This window comes from Pseudoalteromonas sp. C12FD-1, from assembly GCF_037414265.1.
Taxonomy (GTDB): Bacteria; Pseudomonadota; Gammaproteobacteria; order Enterobacterales; family Alteromonadaceae; genus Pseudoalteromonas.
On the sequence record NZ_JBBEVD010000048.1, the window covers coordinates 20,347 to 39,750 of the forward strand.

A 19,404-nucleotide genomic window follows, 5' to 3' on the forward strand; every position below is an offset into this window, starting at 1 on the left:
TGCCCATATGTTCAACTCATCGGAGAAAAAGTGACTTTACTGATTGTGTACATGGTTGCTGCCATCGTCATTTCTTTTTTATGTTCAGTTATGGAAGCAGTGCTATTAAGTATTTCGCCGAGTTACGTAGCGCTATTACGTAAAAAACAGCCAGAACTTGCTAAGCAACTCGAAAAGCTAAAAAATAATGTAGATCAACCGCTTGCTGCAATACTAACGCTTAACACCGTGGCTCATACCGCCGGTGCTGCAGGCGTGGGCGCACAAGCTGCTGTGGTTTTTTCAGATGCGGCGGTCGGCATTGCTTCTGCCATAATGACACTTTTAGTATTGGTACTTTCAGAGATCATTCCAAAAACCTTAGGAGCCAATTATTGGCGTGCCTTAACCCCTAGCGTGACTTACTCCTTACGCTTTTTAGTAATATCGCTAAAACCATTTGTATGGTTTGCTCAAAAGCTCACTAATTTAATGGGTGCCAAGCACGATGAGGCTTTTTATATTCGCCAAGAAATAGAAGCTATGGCAGATATAGGCACTGAGTCGGGAGCTATTCATCAAGATGAGTCTGAAATTATCCGTAATTTACTGCATTTTAGGCATGCTAAATTATGTGATTTAATGACCCCGCGCACCGTACTGTACAAGGTGCATAAAGGTTTAACCGTCGATCAGTATATGAGTGAGCATGGCTCGTCTTCGTTTTCGCGAGTGCTTGTATTTGATAAAGATGCCGATGATATTATTGGCTTTGTGCATAAAAACGATATTATGTTGGCTTATCACCGCCTTGGCACCGACTATAAAATTAGCAAATTAGTAAAGCCTATTCACACGGTACCAGAAGGGCATAATGTGTCGTCGTTACTACAAACCTTGCTTAAACAGCGCACTCATATATGTTTAATTGTTGATGAGTACGGTGATGTGCAAGGTATTGTAACCCTAGAGGATATGATAGAAGCGCTTATGGGGCTTGAAATTGTTGATGAGCGTGACCAGTCAACCAATATGCGAATGGTTGCTAAGCAGCGTTGGCGCCAGCGTTTAGCAAGCAGTGAGCACATAGTAAGTAATGATGATGATACGCCCCGAGACAACAGGTAATTGCCTCGGGAGTGAAGGCTAGCGTTTAATTGTGCCCCCAGTAGTATTGACCCAGTTTAGTGCCCACTCAATAAAATCGCCTTTGGGTTTGGGGCAGGTAAATAAAAAACCCTGCATAGCTAAATTGGTGCGGTAATTTTTTAAGTACAACGACTCTTCAGCGCGCTCCACGCCCTCAGCCACTAGGGCTAATTGCTCTTGGCTGGCAATATCAACCAGAGAACTAACGACTACTTGCGAGAACTGATCTGTTTCAATATTACTAATAAGTGTACGGTCAATTTTTATTTCAGTAAAAGGCAGGCGTTTGAGCTGGTTCATATTGGTAAAGCCCACCCCAAAGTCATCTAATGATATACCAAAGCCATGCATTCTTAATCTGTTTAGCGTTTCTAGCTGAGAAAGGCTAGATAGCGCATGCTGCTCGGTGATTTCTAAAATAATATCACTTGGTGATAACTCATTGAGCTGTAAAATAAGCATTAGCTTATTAGGGCAGCTTAAATCATCTAATTGCGTAGGTGATAGGTTAAAAGCCAGTTTTAGGTGCGCGGCAATACTTGTGCGTATGGCTTTTAAATCGCTGGTGGCTTGTTCAAATAAGCTAAAGGTAATTTGATTAATTAATCCGCATTGCTCCGATAATGAAATAAAGCGGTTGGGTGCGATGATTTCGCCAGTATCCGTTTTAACTATGCGCGCTAATACTTCAATACTTTCTATTTCACTGGTTTGAGAATTTATTTTGGGCTGATAGTAAGGTGTTATTTCGTTTAATTTTATTGCCTCATGCAATGCTTTTTCTGAAATAGAGGTATAGGAATGATCGCTATGTACTGCTAAATGTTGTGCTTTTTGTAAAACGGTTTTTACTTGGTTTAGTTGTACAGGCTTAGCTAAATTTGCGACTAAGTGAATATTGCTATGACGCGCTAAATTTGCAGCTAAATTAATAACCTTGTGATCCATCTCCGAAATTATAACTACTGCACCTGTAAAATTAAGCTCGCCTAGCTTTCTGATGAACTCCATGCCATCCATTTCAGGCATGTTTAAATCTGTAAATACAATATCGTAAAAGTTTATATCGTCTGTTACATGAGTTAGCGCTTGCTGAGCACTCAGGCATTTTGTAACTTTATTCGAGACTCCTAACTCATTTAAAATGGCCTCCATAACAATTAAAATTGCCTTAGAGTCATCCACAACTAAAATATTGGGTACCGAAATCGACATGCTCTATCCTTGTAACTGCTTAATATATTAGTACTGTAAAAATAGCGCCTGATCAGCCTTTTGTCAGCTTAGTTTTATATTATTTTTTATCTTTTAAGTGCTTTTGTGCTTATTGTTTAAGGCAATTCGTGTTTTTTAAATTCATCGGTATACTAACGCCATTGTTTTAATTGGTTTTAGTCATGATAAAAATAGAACTTATGCTCGCCGAGCAGCCATTAACGTTAATGGTAAGTGGGCAAAAAATAGTACAAATATTCCATAATCAGCAAGCAATAACATTTGAAAATCCAAAAGATAATTATGTTGAGTTTGCTTTAAACAACCAGCGAATAGGTATAGATAGCTCGCAGATTCAGGAGCAATCACTTTCGTTGTTTGTTGATGACGTATTTGCTACTCAGCTTGCTTTACCTGCACCGGTAAATAACACACCCAAAAAAGGCTTTTTAGGGCTAGCGGCACTGGGTTTTAAGTTATTTAAAAGTGCAAAAGTAATAAAGGTGGCGCTGGCAGGTGCATCGGTTGCTGGCTATGCGTGGTTATTTAGCATTGAATTCGCATTAATGCTGATTGCCTGTTTAGTCGTGCATGAATATGGGCACGTAAGAGCCATGAAATACTTTGGTATAAAAACCAAAGGTATTTACCTTATTCCCTTTGTAGGCGGGCTTGCTGTAAGCGACGATAAAATAACAACGCGCTGGCAAGATGTGGTTATATCACTAATGGGCCCTGCATTTGGATTGTTTACCTCAGTGCTAGGTATAGTGCTTTATTACGCCACCGAGATGGAGATATTTGCAGGTGTTGCGGTATTAAGCGCACTACTTAACTTATTTAATCTATTACCCATTTTACCGCTTGATGGCGGCCATGTACTAAAAAGTATCAGCTTTTCAATGCGCTCTTGGGTCGGTTTGAGTGTGTGTTTACTCGGTGTGTTATTTGGCTTATGGCTGAGCTACACATTTGGTTTGATGTTACTGGTATTCTTTTTGTTTGTGGGCGCACTGGAAATCGTATTTGAATGGCGAGGCCGACATTACTCACATTTATTGCCGCTTGATAAATACGGCCAAGGCTTTTCAGCCGCTATGTACGCTATTGTAGTAGCTGGGCATGTAGCTGTAATGATGCACTTTGCCGATTCAGAAAACCCAATATTGAGCCTGCCGATGACTATTTTATCGAGCTAGCAAAAACAGCATGATAGCTCGAATTTTGCTCGCCATACAATTTTTTTGTACGTTACTTTTTAAGGTTTGTGTAGCGATTTCAAGATGTTAGTTTTGGCTTGTTTCTTTATGGGGTAATTGATATGGTGCTACCCATTCAGAATGAAAAATAATAAGCAGCAGGGAACTGATAAATTATGGATGATGCGATAAAGCAACATGTAAATCAAAATACAGTGGAGTCTTTATTGTACACGCTTTATTGGTTGGCCTTTTTTTCACTGGCGCTCCCAATGGTCTCATACTTGATTATTTTTTTATCGGGTGGTGGGGCATTATTGTTAAATGACCTTACACATTTAGATCAACTAGAATCGAATCCCGGCTTAGTTTTTGTATCTATCTTCCTCACAGCTGTACTTACGTTGCCATTTTTAAAGCCTACTCTTGATGCGCAAAATAAAAGCGAAGTTATTGGGCGCTTAGCAATAGAGAAAGTGGCTCTTTTTCCTTTAATTATTACAGTGCTATTAACAGCGGCTTACGTTTTACTGGAGCAATGGCTTTTTGGTTTTATGGAAGTTGCCTTGCCAGATTTTATGTTAGAAGTTAAAGCACAAACAAACTCGCTTTTAGATAAAATTATGCTGTTTTTAGCAGCAGTATTTATTGGGCCTATATTTGAGGAAGTCGTTTTTCGAGGAGTTGCATTCTACAGGCTGAAAAAAAACGCCTTGGGAGTCAGCGGTGCAATTATTATCCCAAGTATTATGTTTACATTGATACATGGGCAGTATGATCAAGTTGAAGTTTATATTTCTCTGTTTGTATTTTCTTGCTTGGTGGGGTTAATTCGTCATTTATCGGATAATCTGTGGTATTGTATTATCGCTCACATGATCTGTAATTTATTAGCGCTAGGTGAAATTATTTGGTGATATAAATGGCTTGTCAGTTAGCTTAATTTTCTTGTGACTAGCAAGCGCGATATAAAATCGCGCCTACTTATTACTAAAATACCTATGGATAAAAACTTAGCATCAACGCAATAAATACCCCCGTTACAAACAACTGCACAACACAAAAACCCATAATATCTTTTGCTTTTAAGCCTGCTATTGCCAATACGGGTAATGCCCAAAAGGGTTGAATTAAATTAGTCCACGCATCGCCCCACGCAACAGCCATAGCAACGCGTGATATATCGGCGCCCAGCTCTTGCGCTGCGGGTATAACAATAGGTGCTTGTACTGCCCATTGCCCGCCGCCAGAAGGCACAAACATATTAACGAGACCTGCACTTATAAAGCTAAAAAATGGCAAGCTATCGGCATCTGCTACGGTAATAAAACCACGTGATATTTGCTGCGCTAAACCACTATCGACCATAACGGCCATAATACCTGCATAAAATGGAAATTGAATAACAATGCCTGCGCCGCTAGGGATTGCTTGTTGTAAGCTATTAAGTAAGTTATGGGGTGTTTGGTGTAAGGTAATGGCTAAAAACAAAAACATCGCAATAACGCTATTAAGGTTTAGGCTACCGCCTGCAAATATAAAGTAATACGCCAAATAAAAAAGGCCGAGCAAACCAATTGCGATGCCAAGCAGTTTACTGTGTTCTAAATGTTGAGCCGGGCGGGTTATGTTTTCATTATGAGCGGGGGATTCTTTTATTAGCGCTGGGTCCACATATACGCTGTTTTTATCACTGGGTAGCATATAGCGGTTAACCAGCGGCATAATAATAAATAAGCCAATTAATATTGCTATGTTAAAACCAGCAAACAGGGTTTGCTCGGTACTAATTATACCAATGCTACTTTGTGAAAAGTGCCCCTCGGTAGCAATGGTGAGCGGGATAGAGCCTGCTAAACCGCCATGCCATACAACAAAGCCAGAGTAAGCACTGGCTACTAGCAACCTGTAATCAACCTTTGTTTGCTTAGCAATAGCTTTAGCAAATAAAGCGCCAATCACTAAACCAAATCCCCAATTTAACCAGCTTGCTAATAATGAAATAAACGTGACTAAAATAATGGCTTTTGGTGCTGTATTGGCAAGCGTAGCTAGTTTTTTTAATAGCTTATTGATAGGCGGTGTGCTTGCCAGCATATAGCCGGTAATAAGCACTAACAGCATTTGCATGGCAAAGCTCAATAGGTTCCAAAAACCACTCCCCCATGCGTTAATAACTTCAATATGTGTTGCGGGGGTAAAAATACTGGCAGAGAGTAAAGTAATTAAGCTCAGCAATATGACAAATATAAAAGGGTCGGGTAAGAAGCGCTCTACTAATTTGGTAAACGGTGTGGCAATTTTATTAAGCATAATGTGTCTGTGTGTTTTTTAGTCTTATTATAATTAATCATGCTCTTAGCACATTAGCAAACCCGCATTTAGTCTTATATTTTAAGGCCTGAGTATCTTATAGGTTGAACAAAATTTAATCCTAAAAGGGTAACAGGCCTTACTTAAAGGCTTAAACGTTGCTTAAAAGCATGGCTTACAGTAACGTACTGTTTATAGATAATTTACTAACAAAGATTTTGTATCATGCCGGTAATATTTAAGAGGCTAGCGCTACTTGTTCGTGCTCATATCGATCAGCTGAGCTGGCAAGCCGTGGTGCTTGCAATACTTGCTCATATGTTAGTGACTTGGGGGCTGCTATTTATTGCAAATGAGCAAGCGCTTACCTCGTTTACGACCTTTTTTTACTACTACACAGTAACTACCTCAACAGTGGGTTACGGCGATTTTAGCCCAACCAGCGAGCTGGGGCGTTGGGTAGTGGCTTTAATACAAATTCCGTTTGGATTAGCTTTATTTGGCGTTCTGTTAGGAAAAACAGGGCAAACAGTGACTTACTTAATTAGGCGCGCTATGACTGGTGATAAAAATTTTGCTCACAGTAACAACCACATTATTATTTTTGGCTGGCACGATACCCGCACAAAAAAAATGATTGATTATATCCTTGCTGATACCAAACGTACCGACCGCCGTATTTTATTGGCGGTGACCGAGCAAATGGATCATCCGTTTTTAACTAACGAAAACGTCGATTTTGCTCGCCTAACCAGTTTTACCGATTTAGAAGAGCTTAAGCGTGTAGCTATAAGCCGTGCCGACAAAATTATTATTGATGGCCAAGATGACGACCAAACATTTACTACGGCGTTGCGTATTAGTCGTTTAGTTAAAGATGAGTGCCATATTAGTGCACACTTTTTAGATGAAACCAAGGTAGATATGCTGCTTGAGCATTGCCAAAATGTAGAGTGCAGTAGTGCTAAATCAGCAGAGATTTTAGTGCGTTCAATGCAAGACCCTGGCTCGAGCCGAGTACAAGAAGAGCTATTATCTACATTGCACGGCGACACGCAGTTTAGCCTAGCTATTCCAAGTGAATGCGAAGAAATGGAGTTTGGCACTTTGTTTCACCATTTTAAGCATGACTATAATGCTATTTTGTTAGGGGTGGCGCATAACTTAAGTGCACAAAATATGGATTTAAATCCGCCGCTTGATTACAAGGTCAGTGCAGGCGATATACTGCACTACATTGCCCTTGAGCGTGTACTGACAAGTGAAGTAGATTGGCAAAGCTTGGCAAAATAACCAAAGCCTAGGTTAAATAATGAATGAAGTAGTATTTTTAATAATTATTTTAAGCGCTTATATATTACCCGTAGTGATAGTGGTTAACAGTAAGCGTACCCAAGGCCACGAAAAAAACGGCTGGTTATTAGGCGTTATTATTTTTTCGTGGCTGGGGCTCTTTATGTATTTTACGATTGTGCCCAAGCACGGCCACAAAAAGAAAAAACGTAAGTAGCTTACTCTAGCTGCTTAAGCTTATGCTCAACAAGTGGGTCGTCTGGCACGATTTGTTGGGCAACTTCTAATAATTGAATTGCATCATTAGGATGCTCATCTTGGTGTTTAAGAGCCACGTCAATCAGTGGCTGAATATCTATTTTTGCTTGATGTTCTTGCACATGCTCTTCTTTTTCATCCGCTAAAATTTGATGAGCCGTACTTAGTAGCGCTAAACGGTGTGGCGATTTTGCATTGGCCTTATTTAGACTTTGGTAATACTCTTCTTTTAAACGTAGGGTTTTAGTTTGCAAACGAAACTGCGCAATATCGATTTGCTGGTGGCGGATAAAATCAACGGCCACTTGTTTGTAAAACCCAAACTTAGTTAGGTAGCTGGCATGAGTGCCGTGACCCATACCAAATACGCGCAAATGGGTAAGCTGCGGGTAACGCTTAGCATGTAAGCGGTCTATTTTATTGGTGGGATCATAAATTATATACCCCTTAGCATGGCCTAAATCAACATCGTTATATTCACTTTGCCAATCAAACTGCTGCGCAAGCTCAGTGCTTGAGCGATTATCCCACGGCACTATTTCGGTATTTTTGCTACTCACAGGATGAAAAAATAAAACCTGGTCGAGCTTTAATAATTTAGCAAATGCACCCACAGCAAAACCACCGCGGCTTAGGCCATAGCCTAAGCGGCATTTAAATGGTTCAAGTAACGTTGCGAGCTGCTCTAAAAAGAAAATTAAATTGCGGCTTCTAAACCAATTACTTTTTCCTAAATGCTGAAATGAAATTACATTAACGTTTTGCTTTTGCGCTAAGTGGTAGCCCCAGGGGGCAAAGTCATCGGTTAGGTCGTGTTCTTGGACGTTAGTGCCTGCGGGGGAAAAAGTAAAAAGCAGGGGTTTATTTAAATCAACAAATTCGTATTTTACATACACATCGCCGAGTAAGTCGCCACCACACATAGGCAGTTTAGTTTGTTGTTCATCACGACAAAGCGTTAACCATTCATCTAACCAATACAGTAATTTCATTAATCCCCCAATTATATCTCGGCGGGGATCGTATCAAACCCAGTTAAAAGAGGTCAAACAGAGCCAAGCTATAGCCCGTTAATGATTAGCGACTATTACAGCTTGATATTTGCTTACTGAGCTTAATTGCCCATGACTATTATGTGCTCCCAGTCGTTTTGTGTGACTGGCATTACCGAGAGGCGGCCAGCTTTTTTAAGGGCTAATTCGGTAATTGCCTCGTTAGCTTTAATGTCCTTTAAGCTAACGCGTTTGTTTAAATGGCTTTTATAGGTTACTTCAACTACAAACCAGCGTGGCTTGTCGGGCGTGGCTTTCGCATCGTAATAGTCACTATTTAAATCAAACTGAGTTGGGTCGGGGTAGGCTTCTTTAGTAACGGTTGCTATGCCCACAACGCCTACGTGTTTGCAGCTAGAGTGGTAAATAAATACTAAGTCACCTAATTTTATATCGTCGCGCATAAAGTTACGTGCCTGATAATTACGCACGCCTTCCCACAGGGTGGTTTGTTGCGGCGCTGTTTTTAAATCATCAATCGAAAAAGCATCAGGCTCAGTTTTAAATAGCCAATAATTCATGGTGTTACTCATTTAGTTAGATTTACATAGCTGCATTGTATAGTATCATTAGCTTATCTGGGGATTGAGAGAACAGCAAATGAGCCAAGTATTAGATGATTTATTATCGTTATTGTCACTTGAAGAAATTGAACAAGGTTTATATCGTGGGCAAAGCCAAGATTTAGGGTTTAGAGCGGTATTTGGTGGTCAAGTAATGGGGCAGGCGTTGTCTGCTGCAAAAGAAACCCTACCAAAAGGACGTGTTGTTCATTCATTACACTCTTACTTTTTACGCCCCGGCGACGCCGCAAAACCGATAGTTTACGATGTGGAAACCATCCGCGATGGTAAAAGCTTTAGCACACGCCGAGTAAGCGCTATTCAATACGGTAAACCTATTTTTTATATGACTGCGTCGTTTCAGGGTGAAGAAGAGGGCTTATCGCATCAGGCAACTATGCCAAATGTGCCGCCACCTGAGGAGCTTCGCTCGTCGCTTGAGTTTTATCAAGAAAATGCCCACCACATACCCGAGGCAATTCGTAATAAATTTATTCGCGAAATGCCCATTGAAATGCGTCCGGTTACGTTTCATAACCCGTTTAAACCAGAGGTTATAGAACCAGTAAAGCATATTTGGATTAAAGCTAACGGTGAAATGCCTGACGATCAGCGCATTCATAACTACTTATTAGCATATGCCTCTGACTTTGAGTTTTTACCTACGGCATTACAGCCGCATGGTGTATCGTTTATGCAGCCAAATATGCAAGTGGCAACGATTGATCATGCTATGTGGTTTCATCGCCCATTTAGAATGGACGATTGGATTTTATATACCATAGATAGCCCAAGCGCTAGCTCTGGTCGAGGTTTAGTGAGAGGCCAGTTTTTTGACCGAGAAGGCAATTTAGTCGCATCAACTATACAAGAAGGGGTTATGCGCCAGCGCTAAGTAAATAACTCTATTTACTATTATTTAAAGTGTTTTGTGAGCATTTAAGTTTAATAGCTAAGCTCATAAAAAAGCCTCAATATTTTGAATGTTGAGGCTTTTTAATGGTATTTAATTAATATGTTTAGCGTTAGTTACATTGATCTTGCACTATATCGCTAACCGATTGCCAAATACGAGCCGGTAGCAAGGTTTTTAAATACATGTATATTTCGCATAGTTGCGCGCTACCGTGAATACCATTTTCACCTTCAGTAATTAGTAGCTCACCGCGTAAATTATCAATAAAGCTTACCAGCACTTTTTTATCAAAAAACTCCGGAGTTTTAATGCCGTGTAAGGTGCCTAAACGGTTTGCTAGTACTTGGCTTTCACGCTCCAGTTCAGCTTTTTCAATTCCGTTACTGGTTTGGATAAAGCCCACTACAATGGCATAACGTTGCAACGTAAAGCTAAGCGACCTACCTAGCATTTCAAGTTTAGCTAAAGAGTCGTTAGTGTTAGTTACATGAATAGTATCGCCATCAAGCTCAATTAAGTTTTGATCGCTAAAGTTGGCCAAAATACGCGTAATATAGTTTTCATCAAGTGGCTGTAAATACCACTCTTTGGCAAATAAAGGGTAAAAAGCAGAAACAAGCTTTTGGCATTGCTCAACGGTACTACTGTGTTGCTTAAATAAGTGCAAAGCAATCAGGCTTGGCACCGCAAATAAGTGCAAAATATTATTACGATAATAGTTAAACAAAGTTTTTTCTTTATCGTTTATGGCAATAATTTCACCAAACTCATCGCTAATCACATCAAACTTATTAAGCTTAATGGCGTGCGTTAATAGTTGCTCTGGTGTTTCATCGGGCGCAGTAACTTTGTCGCTGTAGCTAGCATCACGCTGTAAGCGTAAGTAAAAATCAAGTTGTGCTAATAGCTTAGGTTTACTTAACGCGTGCTTATCGTTAACTAGCAAAATCATAGCCAGTAAATTCACAGCGTTAAGTGCTGCGGCATTATTAATTTTTACCATTACTTGGTCGGCAAGCGCCGCTACTTGCGGCCCTAACCATTGTGGCTTTTGTACATCAGTTGGATGCACAGCATCGCGCCAATCAGGTTGGTTATCGTTTAAGTATTGGTTAATCGAAATAGGATCGCCAAAGTTTAAGTAACCACGGCCATAGTTTTTAAGGTTTTTAATGGCTTTAAAAATACCAAAAATAGACTCACCTTTTTTATCTTTACCGGCAAGCTCTTTTAAGTAGGTATTAATTTCCATCACATGCTCGTAACCAATATATACCGGCACTATAGATACAGGGCGGTCTATACCTCGCAGCATGGCTTGCAACGTCATGGCGAGCATACCGGTTTTTGGCGGTAGTAATCGGCCTGTGCGGCTGCGGCCACCTTCAGTGTAAAACTTAACTGAGTAGCCTTTAATAAATAGCTGGCTTAAATATTCTTTAAATACCGCTGAATATAGCTTATTACCGGCAAACGAGCGGCGGATAAAAAATGCGCCTGAGCGGCGAAAAATACCGCCGGCAGGGAAAAAGTTAAGATTAATACCTGCAGCAATATGGGGCGGCACTAAGCCCTGGTGGTATATAGCATAGGTAAGTAACAAGTAATCCATGTGGCTACGATGACACGGCATATAGATTATCTCGTGGCCTTTATTGGTTAGCTCATGAATTTGTTCGGTGTATTTTATATCTATACCGTTGTAGAGCTTAGTCCAAAGCCACGTTAAGATTCTATCGCCTACGCGTATCATTGCCTCAGAGTAATTAGCCGCAATCTCATCGAGTAGCTTTAATGCATTTTGACGGGCTTCGGTTTGGCTTATCCCTTTTGATTTAGCTTCATCTTGAATCGCTTTTTTTATTGTGGGCGAAGCTAAAAGTGAGTTAAATAATTGCTCGCGTGAAGGCATTTTAGGGCCAGTAGCCGCAAGTTTTTGGCGCTTAAAGTGTACACGAGCAACGCGCAATAGTTTTTGCGGTAACTCGTTTACGTCGGCTTTCTCGTTCACAATAAGTGATAAATCGAGCGGCTGGCTAAAGCGAATAAAGTTATCGCGTCCAGAGAACAACACAACAAAAAACTTTCTAAACCAGCTCGGGGTAAGAGAGTGGGTAATTAAAGTACGAATTCCCGGCTTTTCTTTACCTGGGTCGCGCCCCCATAAAATAGTAACTGGCACAACCTGTACATTTTTTTGGCCGCTATTTAATAGGTGCTCTACTATTTGCTTACCTTGCGATAATGCTGCAGTTGGTTTTGCAGTGTCACCAAATAACGGTGGTGGGTTTTTTATACCTATAAAACGTTCAAGCTCTTGGTTTCCTAGTGTTTGATAGTCGCTTGGATCAGGTAAACCATGCTTTTTACACACATTAGTGAGCGCCGCCAAATCGAAACGCGAATTTAAACGTACTATATAAAAAGTAGGGTGTTCAGGGTTAAGGTCATATTGTTCTATTGGGCTTTGCGGTAGGACCTTACTTTTTACCAAAATACGGCTTACGCAGCTAGTAAGAAAATTCAAACAATAATTTAATAAACGCATCGACTCACCATATTGAGAGTGTTAAAAGCAAAATTAGCGCATAGGATATCATAATATCTATAAAATCCTGTAATTTACGCAATTGATTAAATTGTAAACATAAGACTGTTGCGACGCTTAGCAGTTCAATTATAGCTATTAATAGCTAATGGAGGTTATTTATACAGCACAAGTCCCGTAATTAATTTGCAATTAGTTGTTGCATTTATCACCAATATCACTATAATACGCAGGCTTTCAAGATTCCTCTGGAACTTGAAGGGATAAATTAAGCTTGGATTTCAAGCTAATAAACAGGAGTTCCGATTTGGAACTCATCGTAGATATAAATCAACAACCGGCATCTTAATTATTGAGATTGTTTCGGTCGTTTTTTTATGCTCTTTAAATGCTCTTTATATTGAGGTTTAAGAATGTCAAATCAACGCATTCGTATTCGCCTAAAAGCTTTTGACCACCGTTTGATTGACCAATCAACGGCGGAAATCGTGGAAACTGCGAAACGCACAGGCGCACAAGTACGTGGTCCAATTCCACTACCTACACGCTTTGAACGTTTTACTGTACTAACTTCACCGCACGTAAACAAAGATGCGCGTGATCAGTACGAGATCCGCACCCATAAACGTCTGATCGACATCGTAGAACCAACTGACAAGACTGTTGACGCATTAATGCGTTTAGATCTTGCTGCTGGTGTTGATGTTCAAATCAGCCTGGGTTAATCGAAAGATTAGAGAGGTTATAGGAAAATGGCATTAGGTCTAGTCGGTCGTAAAGTGGGTATGACACGTATCTTCACTGAAGATGGTGTATCTATCCCTGTGACAGTTATCGAAGCGACTCCTAACCGCATTGCTCAGATCAAATCTGACGCAACTGACGGTTATAACGCGCTTCAAGTAACCGCAGGCACTAAAAAAGCAAGCCGTGTAAACAAAGCCGCAGCGGGTCACTTCGCTAAAGCTGGTGTTGAAGCGGGTCGCGGTCTGTGGGAATTCCGCCTAAATGGTGGTGAAGGCGATTTTGAAGTAGGCGCTGAGCTTACTGTTGAATTATTCAACGAAATCAACAAAGTTGACGTAACCGGTACTTCTAAAGGTAAAGGTTTCCAAGGTGGTGTTAAGCGCTGGAATTTCAGCATGCAAGACGCTACTCACGGTAACTCTCTATCTCACCGTGCTCCTGGTTCAATCGGTCAAAACCAATCACCTGGTAAGGTGTTTAAAGGTAAGAAAATGGCCGGTCATATGGGTGCTGAGCGTGTAACGACTCAAAACTTAGAACTAGTTCGCGTTGACGCTGAGCGTAACTTGCTTTTAGTTAAAGGTGCAGTACCTGGCGCTATCGGCGGTGACGTTATCGTTAAACCAGCTGTTAAAGCATAAGTCCTGGAGATTTAGTGATGGAATTAGCAATTAAAGACGCTTCTGGCGCTCTTGAAGTTTCTGAAGCTACTTTTGGACGTGAGTTTAACGAAGCATTAGTACACCAAGTAGTTGTTGCATACGCAGCAGGTGCTCGTCAAGGTACTCGTGCTCAGAAGACACGTTCTGAAGTAAGCGGTGGTGGTAAAAAACCATGGGCTCAAAAAGGTACTGGCCGTGCACGTGCTGGTACAATCCGTAGCCCAATTTGGCGTTCAGGTGGCGTTAGCTTCGCAGCTAAACCACAAGACCACAGCCAAAAAGTAAACCGTAAAATGTACCGCGGTGCGATCAAAAGCATCTTATCTGAATTAGTTCGTCAAGAGCGTTTAATCGTTGTTGAAAGCTTTGGTTTAGAAGCACCAAAAACTAAAGAACTAGTTTCTAAGCTTAAAGAACTTGAGCTTAAAGATGTTCTTATCGTGACTGAAGAAGTAGATGAAAATCTTTTCTTATCGGCACGTAACCTGTACAAGGTTGACACGCGTGATGTAGCTGGTATCGATCCTGTAAGCTTAATTGCTTTCGACAAGGTACTTATTACAGCTGCTGCTGTTAAGCAACTTGAGGAGGCGCTAGCATGATCCGTGAAGAACGTCTTTTAAAAGTGATCCTTGCTCCACATATCTCTGAAAAAAGCACAATTGCTGCTGAAGAAAACAATACTATTGTTTTTAAAGTAACAAATGACGCAACTAAAGCTGAAATTAAAGCAGCAGTTGAGAAGCTTTTTGAAGTAGAAGTAACTGGTGTTCGCACACTTAACGTTAAGGGTAAAACAAAACGTACAGGCATGCGTTTCGGTCGTCGTAGCGACTGGAAGAAAGCTTACGTTACTCTTAAAGAAGGTAGCGAGCTAGACTTTGTCGGCGGCGCCGAGTAATAAGGGGAGTTAGAATTATGGCACTTCAAAAGTGTAAACCAACTTCTGCGGGTCGTCGTCACCTAGTTAAAGTGGTTAACCCAGATTTACATAAGGGTAAACCTTACGCTCCACTTTTAGAGAAAAACTCTAAATCAGGTGGTCGTAATAACAACGGTCGTATTACGGTTCGTCACATTGGTGGTGGTCATAAGCATCATTACCGTGTAATCGATTTTAAACGTACTAAAGATGGCATTCCTGCTACTGTTGAGCGTTTAGAATATGATCCAAATCGTAGCGCAAACATCGCTCTTGTATTATATGCAGACGGTGAGCGTCGTTACATTATCGCACCAAAAGGCTTAAAAGCTGGCGATGCAATCCAGTCTGGTGTTGATGCACCAATTAAACCTGGTAATGCATTACCAATGCGCAATATGCCTGTAGGTTCGACTGTTCACAACGTAGAATTAAAACCAGGTAAAGGTGCTCAAATCGCACGTTCTGCTGGTGCATACGTTCAAATCCTTGCGCGTGATGGTCAATACGTAACATTACGTCTTCGTTCTGGCGAAGTTCGTAAAGTACAATCTGATTGTCGTGCAACACTAGGTGAAGTAGGCAATGCTGAGCATATGCTTCGTTCACTTGGTAAAGCAGGTGCAAATCGCTGGCGTGGTATCCGTCCGACAGTTCGTGGTGTTGCCATGAACCCGGTAGATCACCCACACGGTGGTGGTGAAGGTCGTACATCTGGTGGTCGTCATCCTGTGTCTCCATGGGGTAAGCCGACTAAAGGTGCTAAGACACGTAAGAACAAGCGTACTGATAAATTCATCGTACGTCGTCGTACTAAATAATAGTTGAGGAATAGCCATGCCACGTTCTCTCAAGAAGGGTCCATTTATAGACCTACACTTGCTGAAGAAGGTAGAGAAAGCGTTGGAAAGCGGTGACAAGAAGCCAATTAAAACTTGGAGCCGTCGTTCAATGATCATACCTAACATGATCGGATTGACCATCGCTGTCCATAATGGTCGTCAGCACGTTCCTGTGTTTATCACAGACGAAATGATCGGTCACAAACTGGGTGAATTTGCACCAACTCGCACTTACCGCGGCCATGCTGCGGATAAGAAAGCGAAGAAACGTTAAGAGGGGAATGATAAATGCAAGCATTAGCTAAACATAAATTCGCCTCTGGTTCGGCGCAAAAAGCACGTCTAGTTGCAGATCAGATCCGCGGATTACCTGTCGATCGCGCTCTAGAAATCCTGGCGTACAGCCCTAAGAAAGCGGCTGTATTAGTTAAAAAAGTACTTGAGTCTGCTATTGCTAACGCAGAGCATAACGAAGGTGCTGACATTGATGAGCTTCGTGTAACTACGATTTTTGTGGACGATGGTCCTACAATGAAACGTATTATGCCACGTGCTAAAGGACGCGCAGACCGCATCCTTAAGCGTACAAGCCACATCACTGTTGTGGTTTCAGATAGCTAGGAGTATAAGTAATGGGACAAAAAGTTCATCCTACTGGTATTCGCCTAGGTATATCTAAACCTTGGGTTTCTACCTGGTACGCGAGTTCTAAAGATTTCTCTGATCAGCTTTTTGGCGATCACAAAGTACGTACTTTCCTTACTAAGGAATTAAAAGCGGCTTCTGTGTCTAAAATCGTTATTGAGCGTCCAGCTAAATCTATCCGTGTAACAATTCATACGGCTCGTCCGGGTGTTGTTATCGGTAAAAAAGGCGAAGACGTAGAAAAATTACGTCAAGCGGTAACTAAGATTGCTGGTGTACCTGCTCAGATTAATATTTCTGAAGTACGTAAACCAGAATTAGATGCACAACTAGTAGCAGACGGCATTGCCTCTCAGCTAGAGCGTCGTGTTATGTTCCGTCGCGCTATGAAGCGTTCGGTACAAAATGCAATGCGCATCGGTTCTAAAGGGATCAAAGTTGAAGTTAGCGGTCGTCTTGGCGGCGCAGAAATCGCACGTTCAGAATGGTATCGTGAAGGTCGTGTACCTCTACATACTCTTCGTGCTGATATCGACTACGCAACTTCTGAAGCCTTAACCACTTATGGTATCATTGGTGTTAAAGTTTGGATCTTCAAAGGCGAAGTTATTGGTGGTTTACCACTAGTACAAGAGCAAGAGAAGCCAGCTAAACGCGCACCAAAGAAAGCCAAAAAAAGTGCTAAGTAGAGGTAGCGAGTAATGTTACAGCCAAAACGTACAAAATTCCGTAAAATGCACAAAGGCCGCAACCGCGGTTTAGCGCAAAACGGTAACAAAGTAAGCTTCGGTACTTTCGGTTTGAAAGCTACTGGTCGTGGCCGCATGACTGCTCGTCAAATCGAAGCAGCTCGTCGTGCTATGACGCGTCACGTGAAACGTCAAGGTAAAATCTGGATCCGTGTCTTCCCTGACAAGCCGATCACAGAAAAGCCTCTTGAAGTTCGTATGGGTAAAGGTAAAGGTTCTGTTGAATATTGGGTTGCTGAAATTCAGCCTGGTAAAGTACTTTACGAAATGGAAGGTGTTTCTGAAGAGCTTGCTCGTGAAGCATTTGACCTTGCAGCTCGTAAACTGCCATTCAAAACAACTTTCGTAACTCGGACGGTAATGTGATGAAAGCAAGCGAACTAAAAGACAAAAGCGTAGAAGAGCTTAATGCTGAACTTCTAGGACTTCTTCGTGAGCAGTTTAACCTGCGCATGCAAGCAAGCACTGGTCAGTTAGCTCAGACACACACGCTAAGAACAGTACGTCGCGATATCGCGCGTGTAAAAACAATTATTAACCAGAAGGCAGGTCAATAATGAGCGATAAAATTCGTACTCTTCAAGGCCGTGTAGTAAGCGACAAGATGGAAAAATCTTTCACTATCGCTATCGCACGTTACGTGAAGCACCCAATCTATGGGAAATTCATCAAACGTACTACTAAGCTACACGTACATGACGAAAACAACACAGCAAAAGCGGGTGACGTAGTTACTATCCGTGAATGCGCGCCAATTTCTAAGAATAAATCTTGGACTTTAGTAGACGTTGTTTCTAGTCCAAAGCAAGCTTAATTTTTAAATTAAGTTAGTTTTGTAAAAAGCCCTGGCATTAGCCGGGGCTTTTTGTTTGTATAGAAAGAAGCTATAAGCGGTAAGCTTTTGGCTGTAAGCTGCCCAAAGTGAATATGAGCATCGCAGAGTGGCTTGAGTTTAGGGCATTGCTTGGCATAAGAGAGCCTATAATACGCAATAATCAAATTACCAACCTGCAATAATACTTAATTTATTTGAGGGGGGATCTAACACTGCGGGCGTTAAGATTTCTTACAACGCATTATCGGGATTCTACATTAATAAACCTATGTCTTTGTGAAAGCAAAGCTGTAACAATAGATATTAATATGCATATGGCAGAGCCTACTACTAAGAAGCGGTTCTCGATTCGACTTACTTGCCTTTCGCCTACAATTTGGTAGGTTACATCCCCTTCAATAAAGCGTTCCCCTTGATATTGTTGAGTAACATTAAATGCTAAAAAATCACCTAACTTTGCTTGATAGGTAAAGTAAGTTTGTGGATAAAAAATTTCATATGTTGCACATAACCACGCTATCAGCCCACACATAAATAAAGTCAGACTCATAATTAAAATGATGTGTGAGGGCTTATGTATAGCCGAATTTATAGGTAGGCATTTATCAATACAGGCTTCGCCATAGCAAAGTTTGAGCTTTTCAATTACCTCAGTTGAGGGGATAAACTGTCCATTTTCAAGCTTTGAAAGGTACGACTGTTGAATTCCAATTTCACGCGCTGCAAAAGCTTGAGTCCACTTTTTATTTGCTCTAAGGCGCTTTAACTCCATTCCTAACGCTTGCATACCCTTTGCTCTTATTTGATTAATTAAGCGTTTTATTATCGCTAAAATTTGTATTTATAAACAGCCTAAAAGCGCATATTCATGCTTATTAATATAAAGAATATTATGAATATTAATAGTTTATATTTAATTTAACAAAATATAAGGTATGCTCAATTCGATTTTAATAAGGAGATATAATATGTCGAATAATTTTACTAGCGCTATTTTAGTGCTTATCAGTTCACTGTTGTTTATTAAGCCCAGTTACGCAGAGCCTGTTTTTGCAATTAAAGCCAGTATTTATAAATTACAGAATGAGATTACCGTAGATAGTAAAATAGAGCAGGCTTTAAAAAACTTAAGTCCTACCCATCAACCTCAGCTACTCACACTATTAAATAAAAGTGCAATGATAGAAATTGGTGATGATCGCCAAATGACGGCGCTTGAAGTAAAGCCAAACGCAGAGGGGTCGCACTTTAACGCTAGCTTGAAGTTAAAAGAGCAGGTTGATGGCAAGTGGGAATCTATTTCTTCTTTTATGCCGCAAATCCCAAATGGGCAAACTGTGTATTTAAGCCGTACTTTTACAGATAAAGTATGGCTGATAAAAATTACAGGCAAACGCTACGAATCAATAGAGCGTGCGGAGCAGGGCTTAAATCAAAAGTAATGTTTGCTATACAGTGAGTGGTTGAAAAAAAAGTTTAATATAAGTTTGCTGGTAGAGAGCGGCGGGCACGTTAGT

24 protein-coding genes are annotated in these 19,404 nt (G+C 40.9%); 18 read left to right on the forward strand and 6 right to left on the reverse strand.

Annotated elements, in window-relative coordinates:
- The first annotated feature begins 30 nt into the window (after positions 1–30).
- Complete coding sequence (locus WDB87_RS05450; protein ID WP_337849314.1) at positions 31–1,107, forward strand: hemolysin family protein; 1,077 nt, start codon at positions 31–33, stop codon at positions 1,105–1,107.
- An 18-nt stretch (positions 1,108–1,125) separates the two neighbouring features.
- Here WDB87_RS05450 and WDB87_RS05455 read toward each other — a convergent pair whose 3' ends face one another.
- Complete coding sequence (locus WDB87_RS05455; protein ID WP_337849315.1) at positions 1,126–2,343, reverse strand: EAL domain-containing response regulator; 1,218 nt, start codon at positions 2,341–2,343, stop codon at positions 1,126–1,128.
- A 182-nt stretch (positions 2,344–2,525) separates the two neighbouring features.
- On the opposite strand from WDB87_RS05455, the gene WDB87_RS05460 reads away from it, so the two are divergent.
- Together WDB87_RS05460 and WDB87_RS05465 are read left to right on the forward strand one after the other, a co-directional pair.
- Positions 2,526–3,542, forward strand: a complete 1,017-nt coding sequence (locus WDB87_RS05460) for a metalloprotease (protein WP_337849316.1) — start codon at positions 2,526–2,528, stop codon at positions 3,540–3,542.
- A 176-nt stretch (positions 3,543–3,718) separates the two neighbouring features.
- The gene (locus WDB87_RS05465) at positions 3,719–4,459 is read left to right on the forward strand and encodes a CPBP family intramembrane glutamic endopeptidase (RefSeq protein WP_337849317.1); all 741 of its coding nucleotides are present in this window, start codon (positions 3,719–3,721) and stop codon (positions 4,457–4,459) included.
- 82 nt (positions 4,460–4,541) lie between these two features.
- On the opposite strand, the gene WDB87_RS05470 is transcribed toward WDB87_RS05465, so the two are convergent.
- Positions 4,542–5,855: a short-chain fatty acid transporter gene (locus tag WDB87_RS05470; protein WP_337849318.1), complete on the reverse strand. Its 1,314-nt coding sequence runs from the start codon at positions 5,853–5,855 to the stop codon at positions 4,542–4,544.
- 225 nt (positions 5,856–6,080) lie between these two features.
- Between WDB87_RS05470 and WDB87_RS05475 the strand changes: the two genes are divergently transcribed.
- Positions 6,081–7,148, forward strand: coding sequence for a potassium channel family protein (locus WDB87_RS05475; protein ID WP_337849319.1), 1,068 nt, complete (start codon positions 6,081–6,083; stop codon positions 7,146–7,148).
- A gap of 19 nt (positions 7,149–7,167) precedes the next feature.
- Positions 7,168–7,365: a PLDc N-terminal domain-containing protein gene (locus WDB87_RS05480; RefSeq protein WP_286245813.1), complete on the forward strand. Its 198-nt coding sequence runs from the start codon at positions 7,168–7,170 to the stop codon at positions 7,363–7,365.
- A 1-nt stretch (position 7,366) separates the two neighbouring features.
- On the opposite strand, the gene WDB87_RS05485 is transcribed toward WDB87_RS05480, so the two are convergent.
- Both WDB87_RS05485 and WDB87_RS05490 read right to left on the reverse strand, forming a co-directional pair.
- Positions 7,367–8,398, reverse strand: a complete 1,032-nt coding sequence (locus WDB87_RS05485) for a cytosolic protein (RefSeq protein WP_337849320.1) — start codon at positions 8,396–8,398, stop codon at positions 7,367–7,369.
- A 122-nt stretch (positions 8,399–8,520) separates the two neighbouring features.
- A complete protein-coding gene (locus tag WDB87_RS05490; protein WP_337849321.1) occupies positions 8,521–8,979 on the reverse strand; it encodes an EVE domain-containing protein in 459 nt (152 codons plus the stop codon).
- 79 nt (positions 8,980–9,058) lie between these two features.
- Between WDB87_RS05490 and tesB the strand changes: the two genes are divergently transcribed.
- Complete coding sequence (gene tesB / locus WDB87_RS05495) at positions 9,059–9,916, forward strand: acyl-CoA thioesterase II (RefSeq protein WP_286245816.1); 858 nt, start codon at positions 9,059–9,061, stop codon at positions 9,914–9,916.
- Between the two features lie 130 nt (positions 9,917–10,046).
- Here the strand turns inward: tesB and plsB are convergent, their stop codons facing one another.
- Entirely contained in the window at positions 10,047–12,485 is a 2,439-nt protein-coding gene (plsB, locus tag WDB87_RS05500; protein WP_337849322.1) for a glycerol-3-phosphate 1-O-acyltransferase PlsB, read from the reverse strand.
- Positions 12,486–12,898: 413 nt separating this feature from the next.
- Here plsB and rpsJ point away from each other — a divergent pair, with 413 nt between their 5' ends.
- The 11 genes from rpsJ to rpsQ are packed head-to-tail and all read left to right on the forward strand — an operon-like array spanning position 12,899 to position 17,866.
- The gene (rpsJ, locus tag WDB87_RS05505; protein ID WP_002957900.1) at positions 12,899–13,210 is read left to right on the forward strand and encodes a 30S ribosomal protein S10; all 312 of its coding nucleotides are present in this window, start codon (positions 12,899–12,901) and stop codon (positions 13,208–13,210) included.
- 27 nt (positions 13,211–13,237) lie between these two features.
- Positions 13,238–13,873 carry a 50S ribosomal protein L3 gene (gene rplC, locus WDB87_RS05510; RefSeq protein ID WP_004588685.1) on the forward strand — a complete coding sequence of 212 codons (636 nt, stop codon included), beginning with the start codon at positions 13,238–13,240 and terminating at the stop codon, positions 13,871–13,873.
- 17 nt (positions 13,874–13,890) lie between these two features.
- Positions 13,891–14,496 (forward strand): 50S ribosomal protein L4, encoded by a 606-nt coding sequence (gene rplD / locus WDB87_RS05515; RefSeq protein WP_004588686.1) that lies wholly within the window; start codon positions 13,891–13,893, stop codon positions 14,494–14,496.
- Entirely contained in the window at positions 14,493–14,795 is a 303-nt protein-coding gene (gene rplW, locus WDB87_RS05520; protein WP_004588687.1) for a 50S ribosomal protein L23, read from the forward strand. The genes rplD and rplW overlap by 4 nt, the downstream gene beginning before the upstream one ends.
- A 17-nt stretch (positions 14,796–14,812) precedes the next feature.
- Positions 14,813–15,637: a 50S ribosomal protein L2 gene (gene rplB, locus WDB87_RS05525; protein WP_089346354.1), complete on the forward strand. Its 825-nt coding sequence runs from the start codon at positions 14,813–14,815 to the stop codon at positions 15,635–15,637.
- A gap of 16 nt (positions 15,638–15,653) precedes the next feature.
- On the forward strand, positions 15,654–15,932 hold the full coding sequence (gene rpsS / locus WDB87_RS05530) for a 30S ribosomal protein S19 (protein WP_010376377.1): 279 nt from the start codon (positions 15,654–15,656) through the stop codon (positions 15,930–15,932).
- Between the two features lie 14 nt (positions 15,933–15,946).
- On the forward strand, positions 15,947–16,279 hold the full coding sequence (gene rplV / locus WDB87_RS05535; protein ID WP_004588690.1) for a 50S ribosomal protein L22: 333 nt from the start codon (positions 15,947–15,949) through the stop codon (positions 16,277–16,279).
- Between the two features lie 11 nt (positions 16,280–16,290).
- Positions 16,291–16,992 carry a 30S ribosomal protein S3 gene (gene rpsC / locus WDB87_RS05540; RefSeq protein WP_004588691.1) on the forward strand — a complete coding sequence of 234 codons (702 nt, stop codon included), beginning with the start codon at positions 16,291–16,293 and terminating at the stop codon, positions 16,990–16,992.
- Positions 16,993–17,004: 12 nt separating this feature from the next.
- Positions 17,005–17,418 carry a 50S ribosomal protein L16 gene (gene rplP / locus WDB87_RS05545; RefSeq protein WP_002957890.1) on the forward strand — a complete coding sequence of 138 codons (414 nt, stop codon included), beginning with the start codon at positions 17,005–17,007 and terminating at the stop codon, positions 17,416–17,418.
- A complete protein-coding gene (rpmC, locus tag WDB87_RS05550) occupies positions 17,418–17,609 on the forward strand; it encodes a 50S ribosomal protein L29 (protein WP_004588692.1) in 192 nt (63 codons plus the stop codon). The genes rplP and rpmC overlap by 1 nt, the downstream gene beginning before the upstream one ends.
- Complete coding sequence (gene rpsQ / locus WDB87_RS05555; protein WP_006791355.1) at positions 17,609–17,866, forward strand: 30S ribosomal protein S17; 258 nt, start codon at positions 17,609–17,611, stop codon at positions 17,864–17,866. Before rpmC ends, rpsQ begins: the two co-directional genes overlap by 1 nt.
- Before the next feature lie 262 nt (positions 17,867–18,128).
- Here the strand turns inward: rpsQ and WDB87_RS05560 are convergent, their stop codons facing one another.
- Positions 18,129–18,674 carry a helix-turn-helix domain-containing protein gene (locus tag WDB87_RS05560; RefSeq protein ID WP_337849323.1) on the reverse strand — a complete coding sequence of 182 codons (546 nt, stop codon included), beginning with the start codon at positions 18,672–18,674 and terminating at the stop codon, positions 18,129–18,131.
- Positions 18,675–18,855: 181 nt separating this feature from the next.
- Between WDB87_RS05560 and WDB87_RS05565 the strand changes: the two genes are divergently transcribed.
- Positions 18,856–19,329 (forward strand): hypothetical protein, encoded by a 474-nt coding sequence (locus WDB87_RS05565; RefSeq protein ID WP_337849324.1) that lies wholly within the window; start codon positions 18,856–18,858, stop codon positions 19,327–19,329.
- Positions 19,330–19,404 lie beyond the last annotated feature (75 nt).